At 34.7% G+C, this 22,177-nt stretch carries 18 protein-coding genes; 2 read left to right on the plus strand and 16 right to left on the minus strand.

What is annotated here, in order from left to right; translation table 11 throughout:
* Nucleotides 1-4 precede the first annotated feature (4 nt).
* From HZF24_RS09540 to HZF24_RS09555, 4 genes are all read right to left on the minus strand, one after another.
* On the minus strand, nt 5-469 hold the full coding sequence (locus HZF24_RS09540; protein ID WP_179238076.1) for a ribosome maturation factor RimP: 465 nt from the start codon (nt 467-469) through the stop codon (nt 5-7).
* Nucleotides 470-678: 209 nt separating this feature from the next.
* Nucleotides 679-1,386 carry a M48 family metallopeptidase gene (locus tag HZF24_RS09545; protein ID WP_179238077.1) on the minus strand — a complete coding sequence of 236 codons (708 nt, stop codon included), beginning with the start codon at nt 1,384-1,386 and terminating at the stop codon, nt 679-681.
* Nucleotides 1,387-1,392: 6 nt separating this feature from the next.
* Complete coding sequence (locus tag HZF24_RS09550; protein ID WP_179238078.1) at nt 1,393-3,039, minus strand: hypothetical protein; 1,647 nt, start codon at nt 3,037-3,039, stop codon at nt 1,393-1,395.
* A 16-nt stretch (nt 3,040-3,055) separates the two neighbouring features.
* Nucleotides 3,056-7,327: a PolC-type DNA polymerase III gene (locus HZF24_RS09555; RefSeq protein WP_179238079.1), complete on the minus strand. Its 4,272-nt coding sequence runs from the start codon at nt 7,325-7,327 to the stop codon at nt 3,056-3,058.
* Nucleotides 7,328-7,701: 374 nt separating this feature from the next.
* On the opposite strand from HZF24_RS09555, the gene HZF24_RS09560 reads away from it, so the two are divergent.
* Nucleotides 7,702-8,826, plus strand: a complete 1,125-nt coding sequence (locus HZF24_RS09560) for a KamA family radical SAM protein (RefSeq protein WP_179238155.1) — start codon at nt 7,702-7,704, stop codon at nt 8,824-8,826.
* A gap of 183 nt (nt 8,827-9,009) precedes the next feature.
* On the plus strand, nt 9,010-9,687 hold the full coding sequence (locus HZF24_RS09565; protein WP_179238080.1) for an MgtC/SapB family protein: 678 nt from the start codon (nt 9,010-9,012) through the stop codon (nt 9,685-9,687).
* Nucleotides 9,688-9,836: 149 nt separating this feature from the next.
* Here HZF24_RS09565 and HZF24_RS09570 read toward each other — a convergent pair whose 3' ends face one another.
* The 12 genes from HZF24_RS09570 to topA all read right to left on the minus strand — a co-directional run bounded on the left by HZF24_RS09570 (nt 9,837) and on the right by topA (nt 22,143).
* On the minus strand, nt 9,837-10,445 hold the full coding sequence (locus HZF24_RS09570; protein WP_179238081.1) for a 50S ribosomal protein L25: 609 nt from the start codon (nt 10,443-10,445) through the stop codon (nt 9,837-9,839).
* Between the two features lie 343 nt (nt 10,446-10,788).
* On the minus strand, nt 10,789-12,258 hold the full coding sequence (locus HZF24_RS09575; protein ID WP_179238082.1) for a WG repeat-containing protein: 1,470 nt from the start codon (nt 12,256-12,258) through the stop codon (nt 10,789-10,791).
* A 70-nt stretch (nt 12,259-12,328) separates the two neighbouring features.
* On the minus strand, nt 12,329-13,390 hold the full coding sequence (gene ispG, locus HZF24_RS09580; protein ID WP_179238083.1) for a flavodoxin-dependent (E)-4-hydroxy-3-methylbut-2-enyl-diphosphate synthase: 1,062 nt from the start codon (nt 13,388-13,390) through the stop codon (nt 12,329-12,331).
* A 132-nt stretch (nt 13,391-13,522) separates the two neighbouring features.
* The gene (rseP, locus tag HZF24_RS09585; protein ID WP_179238084.1) at nt 13,523-14,770 is read right to left on the minus strand and encodes an RIP metalloprotease RseP; all 1,248 of its coding nucleotides are present in this window, start codon (nt 14,768-14,770) and stop codon (nt 13,523-13,525) included.
* Between the two features lie 10 nt (nt 14,771-14,780).
* Nucleotides 14,781-15,548, minus strand: coding sequence for a phosphatidate cytidylyltransferase (locus tag HZF24_RS09590; protein WP_179238085.1), 768 nt, complete (start codon nt 15,546-15,548; stop codon nt 14,781-14,783).
* A gap of 12 nt (nt 15,549-15,560) precedes the next feature.
* A complete protein-coding gene (locus HZF24_RS09595; protein ID WP_179238086.1) occupies nt 15,561-16,283 on the minus strand; it encodes an isoprenyl transferase in 723 nt (240 codons plus the stop codon).
* 170 nt (nt 16,284-16,453) lie between these two features.
* The gene (locus HZF24_RS09600) at nt 16,454-16,639 is read right to left on the minus strand and encodes a hypothetical protein (protein ID WP_179238087.1); all 186 of its coding nucleotides are present in this window, start codon (nt 16,637-16,639) and stop codon (nt 16,454-16,456) included.
* 1 nt (nt 16,640) lies between these two features.
* Nucleotides 16,641-17,198 (minus strand): ribosome recycling factor, encoded by a 558-nt coding sequence (gene frr, locus HZF24_RS09605; protein WP_179238088.1) that lies wholly within the window; start codon nt 17,196-17,198, stop codon nt 16,641-16,643.
* Between the two features lies 1 nt (nt 17,199).
* A complete protein-coding gene (pyrH, locus tag HZF24_RS09610; RefSeq protein ID WP_218835283.1) occupies nt 17,200-17,913 on the minus strand; it encodes a UMP kinase in 714 nt (237 codons plus the stop codon).
* Between the two features lie 74 nt (nt 17,914-17,987).
* A complete protein-coding gene (gene tsf / locus HZF24_RS09615) occupies nt 17,988-18,902 on the minus strand; it encodes a translation elongation factor Ts (protein WP_179238089.1) in 915 nt (304 codons plus the stop codon).
* 74 nt (nt 18,903-18,976) lie between these two features.
* Nucleotides 18,977-19,741, minus strand: coding sequence for a 30S ribosomal protein S2 (gene rpsB / locus HZF24_RS09620; protein ID WP_179238090.1), 765 nt, complete (start codon nt 19,739-19,741; stop codon nt 18,977-18,979).
* A gap of 212 nt (nt 19,742-19,953) precedes the next feature.
* Nucleotides 19,954-22,143: a type I DNA topoisomerase gene (topA, locus tag HZF24_RS09625; RefSeq protein ID WP_218835284.1), complete on the minus strand. Its 2,190-nt coding sequence runs from the start codon at nt 22,141-22,143 to the stop codon at nt 19,954-19,956.
* Nucleotides 22,144-22,177: the final 34 nt, after the last annotated feature.

Below are 22,177 nucleotides of genomic sequence, written 5' to 3' on the forward strand. Positions count from 1 at the left end.
TCCACTAAAAATCCTCTATAACTTTATTTATTTTAGAAATATCTTTAATTTCAATTGCAATTATTTCTTCACCGTCTTGTATTACTACACCGTCCTCATTTTTTTCGATCAATTTGCCCTTAATCGCCTTTTTCCCGTCTAACGGTTTAAAAAGCTTCGCTTCTACTGTTTCTCCTATATTTTTTTGATAATCTGCATCTGTTTTAAAGGGTCTTTCAACTCCCGGAGAAGATACCTCCAAGAAATATTGTTCTTTTATTAAATCAATTTCGTCAAGCTTTTTATTAAGCGCTCTGCTTATATCGGCAGTGTCGTCCACAGTAATTCCCCCGGGCTTGTCAATAAATATTCTTAAATACTTAAATGGTCCCTCTTTCACATATTCAATATCTACCAATTCAATATCTGTGTTATGTACTATCTCGTTAACTATTTTCCGAGTTGAGCCTTCTATAGATTTTTTGTTCATTTGTTCTTCCTTTCCCAATACCTAATGTATGAGCAGATGACCCAAAGTTAATTTGGTATCAGTCGCTTATAATGCAGGTGCAATTAGAAAGAGTGGGCTACCCCACTCTTTCTGTCAAAAATAAACTTTTTTATATTATACCACAGTTGTTTTAAATAATCAAATATAAATTTTAATTTTCACAAATTTTTGATGCATATTATTTTATATTACAACTTGCTGTTATCAAACGTTAAGCCGTTTAATTCATCGCGGATACTCTTCCAATCGGGAAGAAATTTATTCATATACGATTTAAAAATATCATTATGATGTCTTTCTAACAGATGTACCATTTCATGTACAACTATATATTCGAGACATCTTGGATTCTTCTTGGCAAGTTCAAGATTTATCCAAATCCTTTTATCTCTTACATTGCAGGTTCCCCATCTGGTCTTCATAAGCTTTATGTGCCATTCATTTACCGTTACGCCAATAATCTTCTCCCACTTTTCAATATATTCGGGAATAATTTGTTTTAAATTATACCTGTACCATTCATTCATTACCTTTTCACGTTTTTCAGCCGTGCTGCCCGCTCTTACATATAAGTCAATGTATTTGTTATCTCTAAGCTCAGCATGCTGTCTGCCTGTCGTTTCATATACATTTAGCAAATAACTTTCACCAAAGTAATAATGACTTTCACCTGACACGTATATTTTGACTTGTTGTTCCTGCAAAGAATACTTTTCTCTTTGTTTTTTAATCCATAACAGCTTTGATTCTACAAAGAGTTTTATCGCTTTATCATCCATCCTGTATGGTACAGAAAGGCTAACCCTTCCATCCGGAGGACGAACAGACAGATGAATGTTGTTTATTTTCTTTTTGACCAATTCTATATCTATGTTTTCTACAGTTATTTTGTCCATTATTATCTACTCTGCTTCATTAATGATTTCCAGCTCTTCAATTTCAGCCAATCTTGCATAATACTCTTTATTCGGTAAACCGGTTATATCATTATTATAAGTATATCTCAAAGATAATCCATATGGATCCCAGTGTGAAACAGTACTGTTGTAGAAGCATTCATAGGCATCGCCCTGACTGTATCCTATAAATGAACCGACCCATTTTACATTAACCATTGTCTTTACCCAGACACCGCTTCCGCTGTTACTTATATGCCCTGAATTAAAACCGGTAAACCCGCCTATGCCAAAGGGCATATTATCTATAAACATGCCTTCGTTGTTTTTTGTTTCATCACATGTGACAACACCTTCGACACTGCAATTTACTATATCCGCCCCGTTGCTGCCTATAAATCCGCCAATCCAGCTTTCACCAAAAACCTCAATATCAGCATGGCAATTAATAATCTCGCATATTTGTTCTTCTCCGTTCAGTTTTTCTCCGCTATATGCTTCTGAGGCCAATCCTCCTACATTTACCGTACCTTTGACAGTACCGCTCACATAACAATTGTCTATTTTTGATCCGTATATTCTGCCTGCAAGTATTCCGGATTTCACAGGGTTACTTTCACCGGTGTATCCTATATCGGCATCTTTAATTTTCAAATCTCTTATTTCCGCCCCCTGACCAAGTATGGAAAAAAAACCGTAACATTCATTCATATAGTCGGTCTTGTCCGCATCTGCAACAATATTCAGATTGTTTATCGAATAGTTATTGCCGTAAAGAATTCCGCAAAATCCTATTTTATTGGGTCTTCTGAGGTCATATTGTTCCATGTAATCCGGATATTTACCCATGGGCATAAAATCAATACCGTTCATATCAATATCACACATAAGATTGTAGGTTGAACATATTTCACTGTACAAACCGCTGTTCACACGCTTTGACATTTCCACTACATCTTCAGGGCTTGATATATCATATGATTTTCCGACTAGTAATTCACCATATCCATTGTTTGTATATATTTCCTTCGCACTGTCTATATCATAGATATTTTCAACATATATAATACGGTACATCTGTTCCCCTGCCTCATATATGTCCGATAAAATATCCGGAATATCCTCTTCTGACAATATATAAGGCACGGCAGTATACCTTACGGGATAAAGCCAATGCTTACTTCCGTCACCATTATTAATGAATCTTCCGTACAATACATTTATTTGTCCGTTTACATCGCTTATTTCAAACGGTTCAAGACTTATGTCCGGATACTTTGGAAGGGGATAAAAATAGTTGCCGTCATAGCTTCCCCTTGATATAAACTCTTTATCAAGAAAGAGAGATGCAATTTCCTTTGCAGCTTCGTCTGGTATTTTAATAGTTGAATCATCAACAAATTTATCCTGCTTATTCAAATCAACCAACAAGCCCATGGCATATGTAATAGGTGTAGATTCATTAAGATCATATCCCCATGCATATTTTTCATTCATTACAGTAAATTCATGCAGCTTTGAATAATCAACCTTCGGCTCTTCCTTAATGCTGTTTTCTGTTGGTGATTCATTTGAAATAATATTATCCGCCTGTCTGTTGCATGAACACAAAAATATAAATGAAATTATTACTAAAATAAAATACTTTTTCATATGAAATGCCCCCGTTTTACACATTAAATATTGATATCTGGTTTGTTTTGTCGAGGTTTTTTAAGCTGCCGTGCTTTTCTAACACTTCGATGACGGTCTTGCTTACCTTTGCTCTTTTTATTATATCTTCGATTGATATAAATTCCCCGTTTTCTCTTTCCGCTTTGATGCTTGCTGCCGCATTGGCACCAACACCCTGTAATGCCGAAAGCGGAGGAAGGATGCCGTCTTCTGTAAGCAAAAATTTGCGGTCATCGGATTTATATAAATCAACCTTTGCAAACTTATATCCTCTTTTATACATTTCAAATGCAACCTCTAGCACGGTTATCAGGTTCTTTTCTTTTGCTGTTTTATCATTACCTTTTTCTTCAAGGGATTTTATATTACTCAATATGTTATTTTCGCCCTTTGTTATTATTTCCGCATCAAAATCTTCAACCTTCGTAGTAAAATATGTTGCATAAAATGCTTCAGGATAATGAACTTTGAAGTATGCAATTTTTACGGACATGGTTACATAAGCTACAGCATGTGCCTTAGGGAACATATATTTAATCTTATTGCAGGAATCTATGTACCACTGAGGAACATCCTGTTTTTTCATAACCTCTTCGTCTTCTTCCCTGAGTCCTTTACCCTTTCTTACACGCTCCATAATATCAAACGCCTTTTTCTTCTCAACGCCCTTTTGGATCAGGTAAACCATAATGTCATCACGGGTTGAAATAACCTCACCAATGAGAGCATGTCCCTGTCGTATAACTTCCTGTGCATTGTTAATCCAAACATCGGTTCCGTGAGAAAGACCGCTTATACGAACCAAGTCAGCAAATGATTTAGGTTTTGTATCCATAATCATCTGTCGAACAAAAGGCGTACCGAATTCAGGTATAGCCAATGTTCCCGTTTCACAATTTATTTCATTTAGTTTAATCCCAAGCACCTCAGGGCTGGTGAAAATTTTCATAGTATCAATGTCATCCGTTGGCACATCCTTACTGTTAACTCCCGTAAAATCCTCAAGCATACGGATGATGCTGGGTGTATCGTGGCCAAGAAGGTCAAGCTTTAATATACGTCCCGAAATAGAATGATAATCAAAGTGTGTGGTAATAGTTCCTGATTTATCATTGTTTGCAGGATACTGTACGGGTGTGAAATCATGTATGTCCTTGTCTCCCGGCACAATCATAACTCCGCCGGGATGCTGACCGGAAGTACGCTTAACACCCAGGCATCCTTGAATCAGGCGGTCCAATTCAGCTTTTCTCTTGCTGATTCCTTTTTCTTCAAAGTAATTCTTAACAAAACCGTACGCAGTTTTATCCGCTATGGTACCTATGGTGCCTGCTCTGTATACCTTACCCTTACCGAAAAGCTCTTCGGTATATTTCATGCATATACCTTGTTCCTCTCCTGCAAAATTTAAGTCTATATCCGGCTCCTTGTCTCCTTCAAACCCCAGAAAAACTTCAAACGGTATATCATGACCGTCTTTAGTTAAATTGCTTCCACAGCTTGGACAGCTTTTATCCGGTAAATCATAACCCGAACCGTAGCTTCCATCTTCAATAAATTCTGAATACTTGCAATTCGGGCAAACATAATGGGGAACTAAGGGATTAACCTCTGTAATTCCCGCCATCGTAGCTGCAAATGAAGAGCCGACCGATCCACGCGAGCCGACCAGGTAGCCGTCTTCGTTGGACTTCCACACAAGCTTTTGGGCAATTATATACATTACGGAATAACCGTTACCGATTATAGAATTTAATTCTCTTTCCAATCTTTTTTCGACTATTTCGGGGAGCTTTTCACCATAGATTGATTTTGCCTTATTGTTGCAAATATTTCTTAGTTCTTCATCGGAACCCTCTATTATAGGTGGAAATGTTCCCTTTGGTATAGGCAGTATGTGCTCAACAGAATCTGCAATTATATTTGTGTTTCTGACCACTACCTCGTAGGCGCGCTCTTCTCCTAAGTATGAAAAATCCTCAAGCATTTCGCCGGTGGTTTTTAAATAAAGGGGAGCTTGATTTTCAGCATCTTCAAAGCCCTGACCCGTCATAAGGATTCTTCGGTATACTTCGTCCTCTTCCTCTAAGAAGTGGACATCTCCTGTTGCTATAGTAAGTTTGTTTAACTTATCCCCAAGATTTATAATTTTTCTGTTTATATCTTTCAAATCATCTACGCTTCTGACTCTTTCGTTGTTTACGAGAAACATGTTGTTTTGAAGAGGCTGTATTTCCAAAAAATCATAAAATGCTGCAATTTCTTCTAACTTTTCATCACTTGCACCGTTTAGTACTGCATTGTACAATTCTCCTGATTCGCATGCCGTTCCAATAATAAGTCCCTCTCTCAGAAGTTTTAAGTTAGATTTTAATATTCTTGGTTTTTTGTAATAGTATTGTATATGAGACTCTGAAACTAAATTGTATAAATTTTTAAGCCCCGTATAGTTTTTAACCAAAATATTTACATGATATGAAGACTTTTTTACAATGTCTATATCTTCCTTTAAATTTTCATTGAGATTTCCGATTTCATACAAATTTCTGTCATTTAATATGTTCATTAAATATATAAACAACTGAGCTGTTGCATTTGCATCATCAACTGCTCGGTGATGGTTTTCCAGTCTTATTCCGAGTTTTTTAGTAAGTGTATTTAATCTGTGATTCTTAACATCCTTTATAAGTGCTTTGGACAGTTCTAATGTGTCAAGCACAGATGGATCATACAATTCATCAAAATTCTCTAACATCTTATTCTTTATAAAGCTTACATCAAAGCTTGCATTATGGGCCACAAGTACACTGTCACCAACAAAATTTATAAAATCAGACAATACACTTGTTATTTCCGGTTGATCCTGAAGCATATCGTCAGTTATAGATGTCAGCTCAATTATTTTTGCCGGCAAATTTCTGTCGATATGAACGAAGGTGGAAAAGCTGTCAATAACTTTTCTGTTTTCTACCTTGACAGCACCTATTTCTATAATGTCGTCCGTTCTTGGGCTTAATCCCGTGGTTTCTATGTCGAATACTACAAATTCACTGTCAATATTAAAATTCTCACATTTATGTACAATATTAACAGTGTCGCTAATCAAATAACCTTCCATTCCATATATAACCTTAAAATTCTCATCGGCACACTCCATAGCCTCGGGAAATCCCTGCACTACTCCGTGGTCAGTAATAGCCATCGCTTTATGACCCCATAGCTTTGCCTTCTTTGCATATTCTTTGAATCCATTTATACCATCCATAGAGCTCATACCTGTATGCAGATGAAGTTCAACTCTTTTTTCTTTTGAATTATCTATTTTTGAAGGTTCCTTTTCTATTAGCTGCATACCATTAATCTTAACAACAAGCTGTTTTTCATAATCATCCTTTTCTGCATTTCCCACAATTTGTATGTACCTACCCTTTTCAAAACCATCATCTTCAAAGCCTTTCGGACAAAAATATTTGCAGCTTATTGAATCAGTCAAATCTGTAACCGCTATAACCATAAGGACTGTGCCGGTTTTTAACTCCTTCTTATCTAAGCTTATAATTTTTCCTTTTATGTTAACAATACCTGAGTCCTCTGTTATTTCTGAAATTTTAGAAAGAGGTATACTGAAATCTGTTTCATTTTTCTTTCTTCTTCTTGGAAAATTACCTGATTTTTTATATGATTCGGCGTTTGTCTTCTTTTCTGCTACGATACTCACATTATTTTTTATTATTTCCATACTTTTTTTAAGCTCTTCATCTAATATCTGCTGAGCCGTTACAGCCGTTTCACCGTATGTTTCATCTAAAATAATCTTTATGCTGTCAGAGCATCTATAGTTTTTCAGAATATTTGCTAATTTTTTTTCTATACTGTTATTTTCCAGTTCATTCATCAACAATGTATTGTTTGCTTTGATAACAAATTCATCGTTACTAAATTCAATTTTTATGCTTTCTGCCGCTTTAGAAAGTACCGCGGAATATTTTTTTATACAATAAAAAAAGTTATTTATAACCTTTTCTATAAATAATTTATCACTTTTATATGTATCATCCAAATCATAATCTATGTTTAATTCAATATTTACATTATATTGCTTTTGAATTTTGTCCGTCGCATAATCTATTTCATAAAAATCGATTATTGAGCTGCTGACTGCATTGAATTTTACAATATTTTGGTTTTTTATAACCTCAATTTTTTCAATCGTCAAATCTTTAAAGCTTTTAAGTTCATCCGTCTTTAAAATATTATTAAAAAACATAATACTCTCCCTTATCTTTCTAACTTAGTATTATATCATCAAAAAAAGCTAAATTCAATACGATAAAGGCGTATGATATATTATGTTCAAAAAATTAATTTGACGTTTCGTCCGATTACGATTCGTAAAAATTTCGTAAATTTTCATGTAATCGCTTTACTAATTCCGAAAATTATGCTAAAATACTAAAAATGTATTTTTCACATTTAATCTTAGTATTTTTCAAAAATAATTATCGAAATTATCATATCTCAATTCACTTATAAGTTTTTCACACGAAAATTTTTATGAATTTTTTTAATGCATAAGCAAAGTATAATTTTGCGATATATTTTATTTGTTAAATTGTTGATATTGTAATGATAATAAATAATATGATTGGAGTTGAACGTATGGATTGGAAAACATCACTTAAAAACAACATTACTACAGCAGATGAAATTAATGAGGCTCTGAATTGGAATTTATCTGAAAAAGAAAAAAACAAATTTAATGAAATAATTGACAGATATCCTATGTCGATACCTCATTATTACTTATCTTTAATTAATAAGGATGACCCTGAAGACCCTATCAAAAAGCTGTGTGTGCCTTCTATATTAGAAACCGACATGAGCGGAAGCTTTGACACAAGCGGTGAAGCAAGTAATACTGTCGTTAACGGTCTTCAGCATAAGTATAAGCAGACAGGAATGTATTTATCAACCAACAGATGTGCTATGTATTGCAGACACTGTTTCAGAAAGCGTTTGGTAGGAGTAAATGACGATGAAATAAACAAAGATTTCGATGATGTGGTTAACTATATAAAGGAACATAAGGAAATGAGCAATGTTTTGATTTCCGGCGGAGATTCCTTTATGAACAGCAATAAAAAAATAGAAAAAATATTAGATGAATTTACAAAAATTGAACATTTAAGCTTTTTGCGATTCGGTACAAGAACTCCGGTAGTTCTTCCCTCAAGAATTTACGGTGACGATGAACTGCTTAATATATTAGAGCACTACAATAAAATAAAACAAATATATGTTATTACACATTTTAATCACCCAAATGAAATTACAAAAGAATCCACCATGGCGATCGAGGCCTTGAGAAATATAGGTATTATTGTAAGAAACCAAACAGTTTTATTAAAGGGGATAAATGATAATTCCGAAACATTGGCAAGCTTGATGAGGGGATTAGTTGAAATAGGAGCTAACCCATATTATATATTCCAGTGCAGACCTGTATCCGGAGTTAAAAATCAATTTCAGGTGCCTTTCATAGAAGCGGTAGATATAATAGATGAAGCAAGAACAAAAATAAGCGGAATAAGTAAAAGCTTTAAATACGCAATGAGCCATCCTACCGGTAAAATCGAAATAGTCGGAAAATTAAACGAAGATGAAATACTCTTTAAGTATCATCAGGCAAAGTATGAAAAAGATCAAGGAAGGTTAATCAGTATTAAGGTAACACCGGAGCAGGCATGGCTCGATAATATAATATAAAATAATATAAGCTGTTGTTTATATTGAACGTAGTGATAGGGAAAATTATAAAGCGGAATGAGAATTTCGCTTTTTTAATATCATCATTATTTAAGTAGCATATATAATATATAAATATTTAATACTAAAAATAAGATTGAAATCATATATTTATGGTATTAATGTGTCAAGGACGGTGATATTATGGAAAATATTTACGAATTAAATATGACCTCAGTTATTATAAGAATAGTTTTATCAATGCTGTGCGGAGGCTTAATCGGTCTTGAAAGAAGCATTAAAAGCAGACCGGCAGGCTTTAGAACATATATGATTGTGTGCCTGAGCTCAAGCTTGGTTATGATGACAAATGAATTTATTTTCAATAAATTTAGTGGCGGTGATCCTGCACGTTTAGGAGCACAGGTAATCAGCGGCATTGGTTTTTTAGGCGCCGGAACAATTTTAGTCACAAGCCGCAGTCAGGTGAAGGGCTTAACTTCGGCTGCCGGCTTATGGTCATCAGCATGCCTTGGCTTAGCCATAGGAATAGGCTTTTATTACGGAGCTATTATCGTTGCTGTTGCTGTCTTATTAATAGTAACATTATTTAAAAAAATAGAGGGTTATATAACTTCAAACAATAAAACCATAACCTTATATACTTCGTTTTCATCTTTAGAGCATTTTGATAAATTTATAAGCTACTGCCATAAGTTAAACTTTAAGATGACAGATATTGAAATTTCAAAAGATTCTTCTTTAAAAGAATTATCGGTAATTGCAATACTTGTACTGGAGTCCAACAAAACATTTAACCATACCGAAACAATACACAAATTCAGTTCCTTTGAAGGCTTGATACATTTAGAGGAATTATAGCACATGACCCAAATTTTTAAGCAGATGTACCAAATTTTTAATTTGGTGACAGTCGCTTATGCTGTATGCGAAATTCGGTGTCAGTCGCTTATGCTGTAAGTTGCATTAAAATATCCCCCATTTTTTTCTTGGGGGATATTTTAATTTGTTTATATTAATTCTTCTTCTGAAGCTTCTTCTGTTTCTTCAGCAGATGATTTTCCTCTTTTTGTTTCAACTATTGATAAAACAATTTGTTCAGGGCTTCCATCCGGTACAATGCCCTGTGGGAATTCTATATCAGAAATATTAATATTTTCTACTCCCTTTACATTCGAAACATCTACTATTACGTCGTCAGGTATATCCTGAGGCAATCCTTTAACTGATATTGTATCAAGCTGTCTCAGTGCCATCAGCTTATTGTGTTCAAGCACATCTGCTCCCTTGATCCTTATTGGCAATTCAGCTCTGATTTCTTCACTTAATGATACCTGCTGTATATCTACATTCAGCATATTACGGCTAAGAGGTGAATAATGGATATCCTTTACCATCCCAATCATAGGCTTTTCACCTTTCATTTCAAGCTTGAAAAGTGCGTATCTTCCATAAGATGATAATCCCTTTCTCAGTTCATCTGCTTTAACCGCAACTGAAATGGATTCCTTACCCCTGCTTGAAATACTAGCCGGAACATATCCGTTATTTCTAAGCTTTTTGCTCGTTCTTGAGTTTGTAACAGTTCTTCTTTCAATGTTTAAAATTCCTTGTTGCATTGTATCCTCCTTATAATACGTTAATTATGTTTTAATAACACCCCACTATATTTTAAGTTATAAGCAGATGACCCAAATTTTTAAGCAGATGTCCCAAATTTTTAATTTGGTGACAGTCGCTTATGCTGTATGCGAAATCTGGTGTCAGTCGCTTATACTGTAAGTGCAAAAATAAGCTGAATTTCTTTGAAAATTCAACTTATTTTATTCTATATTAAATTATACTATAATCTTACATTACTGTCAATCAGTTTCCAATTTTTTCGATTTTTTTGGAAATTGTTCCATTGAGAGAACCGGAGCGTATTGAAATAATGCAAACAAAGATGAATACATTAGAATGTTAATTGCGGGAATTTATTATCAGACCCTCATCCTTGGAGTAACGATATTCCCAACCCAATTCATTTGCAAAAAGCTTATATACCATCGGCAAATATGTTATATCCTTGTATGTAAGCAGCGGATAATGCCCCGCCAACTCATCAATGCTTTTTCCATTCAAATATACATCATAATCCACCGTGAATACTTTAATTGAATGAGGGTTTGGCTCCTCTGCAAGCTCTGTTTTATATTCATCATACCCCATATGTGAGCCGAAACCTGTTATTTTCAATCCGGATACCGAATCCCATTTTGTCTCAAGACCTAAAAGCCTGCTGTCATAATATGTCATTGGAAAATAGGCTATATTCGCATATCCTATAACCGGATACAGTCTCTCATGGTTCTCCATCTTTATACCGTTTAAAGTAACATCATATACGGGAAAATATGCCTGAGTTTCAATCGGAGCCTCCGGTTGAGACCCGGTATCAGGTGCTTCCTCCGTTTCTTCACTGATATCAGCTTCTCCCGGAAGTTTTATTTTTGCATACGTACCATCATCTTCATCGTATGAATGGAACCCCGTACTTTTATCCCAACGTATTTTTTTGTATAAAAAGTCAACTGCTGTGTTCCCGCTCTTATCAATTATTCCGTACATTCCGTTCAAATCTTTTGCAATAAAATAATTGCCCACCGGCTCAAGAACTGTATATGACCAATTTGAAAGCTCGCTATAATCATTTGTGTCAAGAATATTTACTCTTCCGTCTTTTGTAACCCTTATATAATCAGCCAATATCTCTATATAATCATATTTTGCTTCTGTAAGCACCTCTACGGAAGAATTTAAAAGCTGCCCGTCAGCGACTATCTTACTGCCTGTTTCGTATGCGCCGGTATTTATGTATCTGATAATGTACGGATCCTGTACTAAGTATACATATTTATCAGTAAATGGCATAATAAAATTGCCGGACTTGTCTATTACACCGTAATGTTTATGCTGCCTGTCCGCTACTGCAATCATGTCTCCGCTGAATGCACTGCTATTAATATTTTCAAAGCCTCCGAAAGCCGATTCAAGACGTACCGCGAAGCTTAAATTCATGCAGTACATCTCAGAATTTATTTTTTCAAGTCCCCGATCGGTTATTTTGTAAATATCACCGTACCCTGCATATATGTCCATAAACGCGTAAATTATGTTTTCCTCATAAGAATCATAGGTTATCCAGTAATATGCAGGCTCAACCACAACATTATAATCCTTGTCTATGAGTCCGTAAAGCATACTCCTGCTGTACCCTTCCGAATTTTGTATTATACCGTATCCGTTTATAAATTTATTTTCATCTCCGATTGGCAAGCAGCAGCCCTTGAGTCTGCTTTCGTCAATCGTATTTTCATCGGCATAGCATAATATTTTTGATGATAAAACAACAATTAACGCAAGTATAATAATAAATTTATATTTTTTCATAAAGTCCGCCCCCGGTTAAAATTGTTTACTGTCACAATCAGAATTATACCGTAATCTCTGTATAATCAATTTACAGTTTTTCGATTTCCTCCAACAATGTTTTAACAATGTCTTCTTCTTTAACTTTACGTATAATTTCCCCTTTTTTAAACAGCAGAGCTTCCCCTGCTCCGCCTGCAATACCTATATCGGATTGTCTTGCTTCTCCCGGACCGTTAACAGCGCAGCCCATAATTGCAACAGTTATGGGCTTATTAACATTCTTTAAGCCTCCCTGAATTTTTTTCGAAAGCTCAATCAGCTCTATTTTGGTTCTTCCGCAAGTGGGACAAGTAATATAGTTTATACCGAAATTCCTTAGCTCTAAGCTTTTTAAAATTTCTCTGGCAACCTTAACTTCTTCTCTCGGGTCATCAGTTAAAGAGATTCTCAAGGTATCTCCTATACCATCTGCCAATAAGGCTCCCACACCGATGGCTGATTTTATGCTTCCTTCAAATAGAGTTCCTGCATGAGTTATACCTAAATGAAGGGGGTAATCTCTTTTTTGAGCCATATTTCTATATGCCTCAATCGTCATTTTAATGTCTGTCCCCTTCATGGATATAACTATATTATTATAATCTAAATCCTCTAATATTTTAACATGCTCCAATGCCGACTCAACCATTCCCTCGGATGTTACCCTGCCGTCATATTTTTTTAATATTTCCTTATGTACGCTCCCTGCATTCACACCGATTCTTATGGGAATGTTTCTCGGCTTAGCCATTTCTACAATTTTTTGAACTCTTTCCATACTGCCTATATTGCCCGGATTAATTCTTAGTTTATCAATTCCGTTTGCAATGCTTTTAAGCGCGAGACGATAATCAAAATGAATATCCGCAACCATAGGTATATGTACCTGCTTCTTTATTTCCTCTATTGCCTCCGCATCTTCCATATCAGCTACGGCAACTCTTATAATTTCACAGCCTGCATCCTGCAGCTGATGTATCTGATTAACGGTTGATTTTATATCTTTGGTAAAGGTATTGGTCATAGATTGTACGGTAATAATTGCATCACCGCCTATTTGAACGCCCCCAACCATAACCTTTCTTGATTTTCTCCTGATTATTTGATCCATACAACCTCCCATATCAATAAATTTGCAATAGAAAAGCAATTGATTTGCAATTGAATTGCAATTGGTTAATCTTACGTTTATCCATTGCTTATCCTTAGCCTATCTATTGCTTATCCATTGATTATTCTATTGTTATATTCTGAATATTCTCAATATATCTTTATAGGTTATAAAAAGCATGAAGCCGATTAATGCAACAAAACCTATAAAATGAATGTATCCTTCTTTATCTGCGGAAATTCTTTTACCTCTTATTCCTTCTACTAATAGGAAAATAAGCTTACTGCCGTCAAGTGCAGGTATGGGTAATAAATTCATAAATCCAAGGTTTATGCTGATAAAAGCTGCTAAATTTAACAGTGATAGCAATCCGCTTTCCGCCGCTTCTCCAACCATTGATATTACCATAATAGGTCCGCCCAAGGCGTCACTGCCTAATTTCCCGGTTACTAACTGACTTATTGTTTTAAACATCAGTTCTATATAGTAAACCGTCTTATATGCTGACGATGAAATTGCGGTTGTAAAGGATTTTTCAAGCTGAGTGTTAAACTTTACAGTGATTTGGCTCTGCGGTGTAATACTGAAATCAATTATTTCACCTTTTCTGTCAACTGTAACCTTTACCGGCTCTCCTTCAATTGACTTTTCCACCTCTGCGGTTAATTCTTCCCATGTGTTTATATTAACATCATTTATTTTTATAACCTTATCGCCATCCTTTATGCCCGCCTTATAAGCAGGAGAAGTAACGTCCGATGGCGAAACCGTTGTCGTTGCATTTCCGTCTACGATTGAAGTCGATATACCAATCATTTTTCTGTAATTATTCTCTATTGTTGCCTGCTTTAGCTGTCCGTTTCTTTCATATTCTACAGTATAATAAGTATTGTTGGGATCAACTATTTCATAAAAAATATTTTCCCAAATATATGCTCTGTCACCGTTTATCGATACTATTTTATCGCCTGTCCTGAGTCCTGCTCTGTATTCATTTGAATTTTCATCGATATAATCAATATGATTTCCGTAAACTCCGAAGGAAAATGCGATAATTATAAATAGAGCAAGTGCCAAAGCGTAATTCATCAAAGGTCCCGCAGCAATTACCTTAGCTCTTTGCCATATTGTCTTGGTGCTAAAGCTTGTTGAGGATATTACTTCCTCTTCTTCGCCTTCCATTTGTACAAATCCACCGATTGGTATAGCTCTTATGGAAAAAATTGTACCTTTTTTTTCTTTCTTTATTAAAGTAGGCCCCATGCCTATTGCAAATTCATATACCTTTATACCTACACTTTTTGCTGCCTTATAATGACCGTATTCATGCACGAGCACAATTGCAGAAAATACAAGTATAGATGCAACTATTGTCAACAAATTATACCTCCTATAGGAAATGCTGAACAAAGTAATAAACAATCGGAGCTACAAAAAGAACACTGTCAAATCTGTCAAGAATTCCACCGTGCCCCGGCAACATTTTGCCAAAATCCTTTATTCCGGTTTCCCTTTTAATTTTTGAAGCTGTAAGGTCACCTGCCATTGAAAAAACAGATGCACTCATACTAAATATTATAATGTAAATATATTTATTTATTCTTAAATAATTGAAAAACAAAAGTGAAAATATAGTGCATCCAATGATGCCTCCTATAGCACCTTCTATGGTTTTATTGGGGCTCACCTCAGGATAAAGCTTATGCCTGCCTAATAATTTCCCCGTAAAATATGCGAAAGTATCAGTTCCGAAAGCAATAATATATACAAGCCATACGTAGGGAGAACCGTTTAACATCATCATATGATACATGAAAAACACCGCATATGTTCCTATAAAAATGATTTTGGCTAATTTACCAACATCAACTTTTTTAGTAAATACAAATATTAAAAAGTTCAATGATATGTACAAAAATAGAAAGAAATCAAAAAAATGTCTATATTCTGTTACTTTTTCAATAAATAGAGAAATTGCAAACAAATAATTGACAATTGCTCCATAATCAAAGCCATTGTTGAAATAAACCTTTGAAAGCTCATAAATTGCAATACAAGTAATGCCAAAATACACAAAATCGTATATATCTCCACCTAAATAGGTTACCAATGCAATAAAAGCTCCGCCTGCAATTCCTGTAATCACCCTTTTTCTCATCACGATACCGCCTTAATTTCCGAATCTCCTTTTTCTGTTCTGAAAATTATGAATAGCTTTAATTAGTTCTTCTTTATTAAAATCCGGCCACAAAACATCCGTAAAATAAAATTCTGTGTAAGCAAGCTGATACAAAAGAAAATTGCTTAATCGTATTTCGCCGCTGGTTCTTATTAAAAGATCGGGATCCGGCATATTCTCTGTAAATAAATAACCCTTAAATTTTTCATCATCTAATTCATCTATATTAATATTGTTGTTTTCATAATCGTTTATTATGCTTTTAACGGCATTTATTATTTCGTCTCTTGAACCGTAGCTTAAAGCAATATTTAAGTGAAGTGTTTTATTGTTCTTAGTCAGCTCTATAGAACGCTTTACTTCAGCCTTGGTTTTTTCGGGCAAATCTTCTATATTTCCCATTAATGTTATTTTGACGTCATTTTTATGTAAATAATCAAGTTCCTTTACAATGAATTCTACCAGTAAATTCATTAAATAATCAACTTCTTTTTTATCTCTTCTCCAATTTTCGGTTGAAAAAGCATATATAGATAAATACTTTATACCCAAAGAAACACAATTTCTAACTAAATCTGTTACCCTTTGTGCACCTTCTTTATGTCCAAATTTTGCAGGCAGGTTTTTTAATTTAGCCCACCTTCTGTTTCCATCCATTATAACTGCAAGATGCTCAGGAATTAATCCTGATATCACTTGTTCTTCTAAATTCATTTAAACATCTCCTTAAATAATGCGGAATGTATACAAAAAATACAGCTCAGGCCTATTTTTATAATTAGGCCTGAATTTTCTTTCGCTTACAGCATAAGCGACCGACACCAAATTTCGCATACAGCATAAGCGACTGTCACCAAATTAAAAATTTGGGATTGGGTCGCTGCTTAATAGTATGAAACATATAATGTAACTGAGCTATTTGTAACTTGCTGTCTTATTACATACGGTTTATTTAAATCATTAAACTTCTTATTAGTTCCAATTATCTTTTTTATACTAATAACTCTATAATTATTATCTTCAAAAAATTTCAAAGCATCCTTTAATGGGTAACCTGTTAAATTATCCATACTAAACCTCTAAAATTTCTTTTTCCTTTTCCTTATAGATGTCATCAATAAGCTTTATGTATTTATCGGTAATTTTTTGCGCTTCTTCTTCGGCTTTTTTAAGGTCGTCTTTAGTTAATTCACTTGCTTTTTCAAGTTTTTTAAACTCTTCTATAGCATCTCTTCTTATATTTCTGATAGCGATCTTAGAATTTTCTGTTTCTTTTTTTACTACCTTCAATAAATCTTTTCTTCTTTCCTCAGTTAAAGGAGGAATAGACAACCTGATGAGCTTGCCGTCATTAGACGGGTTAATGCCTAAATCAGATGTTAAAATAGCTTTTTCAATGTCTTTAACCAAACTTCCATCCCACGGTTGAATAACAATAGTTCTTGGATCCGGCACAGATATATTTGCCACTTGGTTTATAGGAGTCATAGTGCCATAGTAACTTACCTGAATTTTGTCCACTAATTTAGGATTAGCTTTTCCTGCTCTGATTGTAGCTAACTCATCTTTTAAATAAGCAATTGATTTTTTCATTGATTCTTCTGAATTTTTAATTAAATCTTTATACATCTCATACCTCCTTTATTATTGTTCCTATATCGTCACCCTTAATTATTTTTTCAATATTTTCCGTGTTTTCAATTCCGAAGACTAATATAGGAATTTTATTGTCCATACATAAAGATGTTGCAGTTGAGTCCATTATTTTAAGACCCTTGTTAAGAACATCAATATATTTCAGCTCATGATATTTTATTGAATTTGGATTTTTATTCGGGTCGTCGGAATATACACCGTCAACTCCATTTTTTGCAAGAAGTATAATATCTGCATTTATTTCCGCAGCTCTTAACGCTGCTGTTGTATCAGTTGAAAAATATGGGTTTCCCGAACCGCCTGAAAAAATAACTACTCTGCCCTTTTCTAAATGTCTTACGGCCCTTCTTCTGATATATGGTTCTGCTATTTGTCTCATTTCTATTGCAGTTTGCACTCTCGTTTCAACTCCTATTTTTTCAAGAGCATCCTGTAATGCAAGACTGTTTATAATAGTTCCCAGCATTCCCATATAATCTGACGTTGTTCTGTCCATTTCCGTGGCACTTGCTCCGCGCCAGAAATTTCCGCCGCCTACTACTATTGCAACCTCTACACCCATTTCAATGATATTCTTTATAACATTTGAAATTCTGTTAACTATTTTCGCATCAATACCGTGTCCGGCATTTCCTGACAATGCTTCTCCGCTTACTTTTAAAATAATTCTTTTATACTTAAGGTCCATAATTTCCTCCAAGGTTTTATTGTATTAAAGGAGAACCATAAAGTTCTCCATTATAAGATATATTTACCTCAGGATTATTGACCCATTTGTTTTGCTACTTCTTCAGCAAAGTTTTCAGATTTCTTTTCTATTCCTTCACCGACTTCGTATCTTTGAACACCTGCAACCTTTATATCTTTACCTATATTTTTAGCAGTATTTTCAATATGTTTTTTAACAGTGATATCTCCGTCTTTTACATAAGCCTGTTCTAACAAACAAACTTCCTTAAGCTCTTTTTGCAATCTTCCTTCAACCATTTTTTCTACAATGTTTTTTGGCTTTCCTTCATTTAAAGCTTGAGCAATCAATATTTCTCTTTCATGAGCTATGAATTCAGGATCAACATCATCCGTAGAAATATATTTAGGATTCATTGCAGCTACCTGCATAGCTAAATCTTTTCCAAGAACGTCAAGAGCTTCCTTATTTCCTTCTGATTCTAAAGCAACTATTACGGATATTTTACCGCCCGCATGTATATAAGCTACAACAGCACCGTTTTCAACTTTTTCAACAGCAAATCTTCTGATTGACATATTTTCGCCTATCTTAGCTATTTTATCTGTCAATGTTTCCTGTAAAGTTTTTCCGCCTTCTACTTTAACAGCCTTTAAAGCTTCTACGTCTTTAACCTCTTGATTTAATACTACCTGAGCAACAGTTTCAACAAAGTTTTTGAATTCTTCATTTTTGGCAACAAAGTCTGTTTCTGAATTTACTTCTACAACAGCACCTTTTTTACCGCATTCTGATACCAAAGCGTATGTGAGTCCTTCAGCAGCTATTCTGTCAGCTTTTTTAGAAGCCTTTGATAATCCTTTTTCTCTTAAATAATCAATTGCTTTTTCAATATCTCCGCTTGTTTCTGCCAATGCTTTTTTGCAGTCCATCATACCTGCATTCGTTTTGTCTCTTAGTTCTTTTACCATTGAAGCTGTAATTTCCATTTAATAACCTCCAAATTTAAAAAAGCAAGGCGTAAGGAAAAAATTCCTAACCCCTTACTTTGTTTTCTATTTTATTATTCTTCAATATTTTCTTCTACTTTTTCTAATTCTTCTTCTGTTACATCATCATTTTCAGGCTCTTCTTCAGTAAGCTGAACACCTTGTTTTCCTTCAAGAACCGCGTCTGCCAATGTAGCTGTCAATAACTTAACCGCTCTTATAGCATCGTCGTTACCGGGAATAACGAAATCTACTTCATCAGGGTCACAGTTAGTATCTACTATTGCCACTACCGGTATTCCTAATATTTTAGCTTCCTGAACAGCTATCTTTTCTTTTCTCGGGTCTACAACAAACAATGCACCTGGAAGTTTTTCCATATTCTTAATTCCGCCTAAGAATTTTTCCAATCTTTCAGCTTCATTTTTTAATTTAATAACTTCTTTTTTAGTAAGAAGAGCAAAGGTTCCGTCTTCCTCCATTGCCTTTAAAGAATTTAATTTGTCAATTCTTTTTCTGATTGTAGAATAATTTGTAAGCATACCGCCCAACCATCTTTGGCTCACAAAGTGCATTCCGCATCTTGCAGCTTCTGATTTAGTTGATTCCTGAGCTTGTTTTTTTGTTCCGACGAATAAAACTTCATCGCCGTTCGCTACAACTTCTTTAATAAAATTGTAAGCTTCGTCTACCTTATCACTTGTTTTCTGCAAGTCAATAATGTAGATTCCATTTCTTTCCGTAAAAATGTACTCTGCCATCTTTGGATTCCATCTTCTTGTTTGATGACCAAAGTGAACACCTGCTTCAAGCAGTTTTTTCATGCTAATAATAGCCATAATTTTCCTCCTTTTGTTTTTACCTCCGGAATTTTCATCTCATCCAAAAGACCTTTCGGCACAACTCTTGCATGATCTAATTCTGTGCGTAATTATGTTTAAGTATATCATAGCTGTTTTTATTTGGCAATATATTTTTTTACGAACCCGTGGGGACAGTCCGCAGTGTCGCAAAAAGAGTACGACACCGGGACAGTCCTCGTTCCACGTCGTTAAGAATCTTTGCAGCTTTTATTTATGCATGTTGGTTTATTATCCTTTATAACCATCATTTCACCGCAATCCGGACATTTTTGATTTGTAGGTTCAAGCCATGACATATATTTGCAGTCCGGATAATTGGTACATCCGAAAAACCTTCTTCTTGCCTTGGAAAACTTAACGGCTATTTTTCCTCCGCAAAGAGGACAATTAACATCTATGGTTTTTAATATAGGTTTTGTATTTTTACAATCGGGATAATTGGAGCATGCTAAAAATTCTCCGTATCTTCCCTTTCTTTTAAGCATTTTAGAACCGCAGTTTTCACATACCTCATCGGTTTCTTCCGCTTGCTCACCGGAATTTAAAGGTTTTGTATTTTTACATTCCGGATAATTGGGACATGCTAAAAACTTACCGTATCTTCCCTTTTTTATAACCATAAAGGCTCCGCAGTTTTCACATTTTACATCACTTACTTCATCCTTTATTTCAATTTCTTCCATTTCCTTTTCAGCAATGTCAAGCTCTGTTTTAAATCCGCGATAAAAATCCTTTATTACTTCATTCCATTCCTTTTTGCCTGATGCGATTTCATCTAAACTGGTTTCCAGCTCTGCAGTAAATTTTTCATTGACTATATTTGAAAAGTATTTTTCCATCATTTCAGTTACTAAAAACCCCATATCGGTAGGAACTAAATAATTTTTATCCTTAACAATGTAATCTCTGCTGGTAATTGTGGTAATGGTAGGTGCATAGGTACTCGGTCTGCCTATACCCCTCTCTTCTAAATCCTTGATTAGGCTTGCTTCCGTATAACGTGCCGGCGGTTGTGTAAAATGTTGTTCCGGCAAAATCTTTGCTATTTCTAACTGCTCGCCTGCTTCAACATTTGGCAAAAGCTTACTTTCAGATTCGTCACTGTATTTGTAAACTGCTTTATACCCGTCAAAAACCAGAACTCTGCCGTTCGCTTCAAATATGTTGTCATTGTTATTTAACAATACTTTTGTTACATCATATTCTGCATCAACCATCTGAGAAGCAACAAATCTTTTCCATATCAGACTGTACAATTTATACTGGTCGTTAGTTAAACTGTCTTTTATTAATTCAGGGTTTCTGAATACAGATGTAGGTCTGATAGCTTCATGAGCATCCTGCACCTTATTTTCACTTTTTTTGGATTTTGCATATGTCCGGTTTAAAAAATATTTTTCACCGAAATTTCCGCTGATATATTCTTTGGCACTTGCAGTTGCTTCGTCTGATAATCTGAAGGAATCTGTTCTTATGTATGTAACAAGACCTATACTTCCTTCTCCTTTTACGTTTACACCCTCATAGAGCTGCTGAGCAACCATCATCGTTTTCTTAGCTGTAAAATTTATTCTTCTGTTGGCTTCCTGCTGCAGGCTGCTTGTTGTAAATGGTGCACTCGGCTTGGAATAGCTTTTTGTTTTATCTACCTTAAATACATTTAATTTTTCTTTGTCAAGGCTGTTTAATATTTTATTGATATCATTTTCATTTTTTATTTTAATTTTATTAACCTTGCCGTTACTGTAATTACCTGCATATTTGGCAGTAAATTTCTTCTTTTGCTTTTTAACCTCCAATTCAAGAGACCAATATTCCTCAGGTTTGAATTCCATTATTTCTCTTTCTCTGTCAATAACCAACTTTAACGCAACAGATTGAACTCTTCCCGCACTTAATCCCTTCTCTATCTTTTTCCACAGCAAAGGGCTGATGTTATAGCCAACCAGCCTGTCAAGAATTCGTCTTGCCTGCTGTGCATCAACTAAATCTATATTTATCTTTCTCGGATTTTTACTTGCTTTTTTAATCGCATCCTTCGTTATTTCATTAAATTCGATCCGTATTTCTTTATTTTCATCTAAATTTAAAATTTTAGACAAATGCCATGAAATTGCTTCACCTTCCCTGTCAGGGTCTGTTGCAAGATATATATTATCAGCTTTTCTTGCTTCTTTCTTCAATTCCTTTATTACATCACCTTTACCCCGTATAGTGATATAATTTGGCTCAAAATTATTTTCAACATCAATACCCAGTTTGCTTTTAGGCAAATCCCTGATATGTCCGACCGAAGCTTTAACTGTAAAATTTTTTCCTAAAAATTTACCTATAGTCTTTGCTTTCGCCGGAGATTCAACTATTAACAAATTATTCATTATTTCCTCCAATACCGCTGATTTGTTAAAAAAA

This window comes from Sedimentibacter hydroxybenzoicus DSM 7310 (assembly GCF_013403245.1).
GTDB classification, from domain to species: Bacteria; Bacillota; Clostridia; order Tissierellales; family Sedimentibacteraceae; genus Sedimentibacter; species Sedimentibacter hydroxybenzoicus.

What these genes read in the sequence shown, in the direction of transcription:
- HZF24_RS09540 (WP_179238076.1), bottom strand. Translation starts at nt 469, where the DNA reads ATGAACAAAAAATCTATAGAAGGCTCAACTCGGAAAATAGTTAACGAG.
- HZF24_RS09545 (WP_179238077.1), bottom strand. Translation starts at nt 1,386, where the DNA reads ATGGACAAAATAACTGTAGAAAACATAGATATAGAATTGGTCAAAAAG.
- HZF24_RS09550 (WP_179238078.1), bottom strand. Translation starts at nt 3,039, where the DNA reads ATGAAAAAGTATTTTATTTTAGTAATAATTTCATTTATATTTTTGTGT.
- HZF24_RS09555 (WP_179238079.1), bottom strand. Translation starts at nt 7,327, where the DNA reads ATGTTTTTTAATAATATTTTAAAGACGGATGAACTTAAAAGCTTTAAA.
- HZF24_RS09560 (WP_179238155.1), top strand. Translation starts at nt 7,702, where the DNA reads ATGATTGGAGTTGAACGTATGGATTGGAAAACATCACTTAAAAACAAC.
- HZF24_RS09565 (WP_179238080.1), top strand. Translation starts at nt 9,010, where the DNA reads ATGGAAAATATTTACGAATTAAATATGACCTCAGTTATTATAAGAATA.
- HZF24_RS09570 (WP_179238081.1), bottom strand. Translation starts at nt 10,445, where the DNA reads ATGCAACAAGGAATTTTAAACATTGAAAGAAGAACTGTTACAAACTCA.
- HZF24_RS09575 (WP_179238082.1), bottom strand. Translation starts at nt 12,258, where the DNA reads ATGAAAAAATATAAATTTATTATTATACTTGCGTTAATTGTTGTTTTA.
- ispG (WP_179238083.1), bottom strand. Translation starts at nt 13,390, where the DNA reads ATGGATCAAATAATCAGGAGAAAATCAAGAAAGGTTATGGTTGGGGGC.
- HZF24_RS09590 (WP_179238085.1), bottom strand. Translation starts at nt 15,548, where the DNA reads ATGAGAAAAAGGGTGATTACAGGAATTGCAGGCGGAGCTTTTATTGCA.
- HZF24_RS09595 (WP_179238086.1), bottom strand. Translation starts at nt 16,283, where the DNA reads ATGAATTTAGAAGAACAAGTGATATCAGGATTAATTCCTGAGCATCTT.
- HZF24_RS09600 (WP_179238087.1), bottom strand. Translation starts at nt 16,639, where the DNA reads ATGGATAATTTAACAGGTTACCCATTAAAGGATGCTTTGAAATTTTTT.
- frr (WP_179238088.1), bottom strand. Translation starts at nt 17,198, where the DNA reads ATGTATAAAGATTTAATTAAAAATTCAGAAGAATCAATGAAAAAATCA.
- pyrH (WP_218835283.1), bottom strand. Translation starts at nt 17,913, where the DNA reads ATGGACCTTAAGTATAAAAGAATTATTTTAAAAGTAAGCGGAGAAGCA.
- tsf (WP_179238089.1), bottom strand. Translation starts at nt 18,902, where the DNA reads ATGGAAATTACAGCTTCAATGGTAAAAGAACTAAGAGACAAAACGAAT.
- rpsB (WP_179238090.1), bottom strand. Translation starts at nt 19,741, where the DNA reads ATGGCTATTATTAGCATGAAAAAACTGCTTGAAGCAGGTGTTCACTTT.
- topA (WP_218835284.1), bottom strand. Translation starts at nt 22,143, where the DNA reads ATGAATAATTTGTTAATAGTTGAATCTCCGGCGAAAGCAAAGACTATA.